Here is a 1,280-nt window from a genome sequence, read left to right as displayed (position 1 = left end):
GCGCCGCGGCCACCACCAGCAGGGCCACGCCGCCCACGCGGTAGACCAGGTTCCAGCCGCCCAGGCCCGACAGTAGGCCCGCCACGCTGCGCGCGGCCAGGATGCCGGTGAGCAGCCCGCTCATCACCAGGCCCACGGCCTGCCCGCTGCGCCCGGGCGCGGCCAGCGCCGCCGCCATGGGCACCAGCACCTGGGCGGCCACCGAGAACAGCCCGGTCATGAGCGTGCCCAGCGCCAGCAGCGCGAAGCAGTCGGCAAACCCGCTCAGGAACAGCCCCGCCGCCGCCAGCACCATGAGCGTGGCGATCAGCCGCCGCCGCTCCAGCTTGTCGCCCAGCGGCACCAGCAGCAGCAAGCCGACCGCGTAGGCCACCTGCGCGAAGGTGACTGTCAGCGCGGCCGTGCCTTCGGACACCTGCAGGTGTACGGCGATGGAGTGCAGCAGCGGCTGGTTGAAATAGTTGGCGCCCGCGCACAGGCCGCAGGCCACCGCCATCAGCAGCAGCACGGGGGTGGACAGGCCCGCCGAGGTGTCAGGGCGGGAGGAGGATGGGGTGGCGGGCAGGGTACGGGGTGGCATGCGGTGCGGGATTCTCGGTAGCGGGCGCGAAGGTGGTGGGATGGAGTGGCTGGAAGCGGCGGCCCGTCAGCCGGCAGGCACGTAGGCGAGGGCGTCGATCTCGAACAGCATGCCGTCGATCGCCAGGCGCGGCACGGGGATCAGGGTGCAGGCGGGCGCCGGGGCGCCGGCCCACATCGCCATCAGGGCCTGGCCGAACGTCTGCAGCCGCTGCTCGCTGTGGTCCACGATGAGCACTGTGAGCTTGGCCACGTCCCGGGGCCGCGCGCCGGCCGCGGCGAGCGCGGTGCCGAGGTTGGCCAGGGCCTGGGCGACCTGCTGCGCGAAACCGTCGGCCAGCCGGCCCTGCGCATCTTCACCGCCCTGTCCGGCCACGTGCACCGTGCGCGCCGCGCCTTGCGCCACGGCCAGGTGCGAATAGCCATTGGGGCGCGGGTCGTACAGGCCGTCCGGGTTGAGGAAGGACAGGGCGAGCGGGGCGGCGCGCTGGCCGCCGGGTGGCGGAACATACGCGGCCGCGGCCGGGCCGTGGGGCTGCAGCGCGGGGGCGGATGTGTTGGCGGCGGACGGAGCGGTTGGGGCAGGCGCGGTGGCGAGGGACATGGACCGGTGGGGATGAAGTGGAAAGTGGGCAGTATCAAACCTCAACTAAACTTGAGGTCAACCCTGTGCGACTTTTCGACTTTTCGACTTTTCGACT

Annotated in this window: 2 protein-coding genes; both read right to left on the bottom strand. The window is 72.4% G+C overall.

What is annotated here, in order from left to right:
* A partial coding sequence (locus AC27IQ_RS24805) for an MFS transporter (protein WP_487091192.1) occupies positions 1-580 on the bottom strand: 580 nt, incomplete at its 3' end.
* Between the two features lie 66 nt (positions 581-646).
* Positions 647-1,183, bottom strand: a complete 537-nt coding sequence (locus AC27IQ_RS24800) for a RidA family protein (RefSeq protein ID WP_487091191.1) — start codon at positions 1,181-1,183, stop codon at positions 647-649.
* Positions 1,184-1,280: the final 97 nt, after the last annotated feature.

The sequence above is a fragment of the Acidovorax sp. KPB24-07 genome, from assembly GCF_057543315.1.
The sequence above is the reverse complement of the archived record's forward strand: the minus strand, read 5'-3'. Positions and strand labels throughout refer to the sequence as shown.